At 44.9% G+C, this 1,192-nt stretch carries 1 protein-coding gene; it reads left to right on the forward strand.

From position 1 onward, the window contains the following. Positions 1-1,192, forward strand: a 1,192-nt coding sequence (locus tag R7Q48_RS24460; RefSeq protein ID WP_318132690.1) for a DNA polymerase II, incomplete at both ends; no start/stop codon positions are given.

Raw genomic sequence — 1,192 nt, forward strand, 5'->3', positions numbered from 1 at the left:
TATTAAAGGGAGTGTGGAGTTTACAGGTCATCAGCAACCGCGAAATGGCTTTCAACGTATCCAGAATGCAAAGTGTCGAAATGGTGACTATGAGCCTAAGTTGCATGTCGTTTCGCTAGACTTGGAGTGTTCAGAAAAAGGCATTCTTTACTCCATCGGTTTGGATAGCCCTCATGACTCTCGAGTCATTATGATTGGAGAACCAGAACCAGCTGAAACAAATATTCAATGGGTTCAAAATGAAAAAGCACTACTCGAAGCATTGATTGCTTGGTTTAAGTCGTTCGATCCTGATGTTATTGTTGGTTGGAACGTTATCGACTTCGATTTTCGTCTCCTTCATAAACGTGCGGAATGGCACAACATGAAGTTGATGTTGGGTCGCGCCGATCAGCCAAGCTTCTTTCGTAGCTCATCCCAAAGCCAACAGGGGTTTATCTCAATTCCCGGACGTGTAGTACTCGATGGCATCGATACACTAAAAACCGCGACTTATCACTTTCGGTCTTGGTCATTAGAATCGGTTTCACAAGAATTACTCGGTGAAGGCAAAGAGATCCATAACGTGCATGACCGTATGGACGAAATCAATCGCATGTATCGCTCCGATAAGCCTTCACTTGCCAAATACAACCTGCAAGACTGCGTGCTGGTAAACAAAATCTTCGAACACACTCATCTCCTCGCGTTTGCTATTGAACGGTCGAGGTTGACGGGAGTTGAGTTGGATCGCGTCGGAGGCTCAGTCGCGGCGTTCACCAATCTTTATTTGCCACAAATTCATCGAGCAGGTTACGTCGCACCCAATTTGCACCCTGAAAACTGGATTGCGAGTCCCGGCGGTTACGTAATGGACTCTATCCCTAACCTTTATGACTCAGTTTTAGTGCTGGATTTTAAGAGTCTATATCCCTCTATTATTCGCTCTTTCTTGATCGACCCAATGGGTTTGGTCGAAGGTTTATTACTGGACATTGGTAAGGATGACGATCAAGCCGTGCCTGGTTTTCGTGGTGGTCAGTTTCATCGTTCTAAACACTTTTTGCCAGAGATGATCGAAAAGCTTTGGGCGGCACGAGATGTTGCGAAGAAAAACAACGAGAAAGCCTTTTCTCAAGCAATCAAAATCATCATGAACTCGTTTTATGGCGTATTGGGCTCATCGGGATGTCGTTTCTTTGATACTCGATTA

This window comes from Vibrio sp. 378 (genome assembly GCF_033339435.1).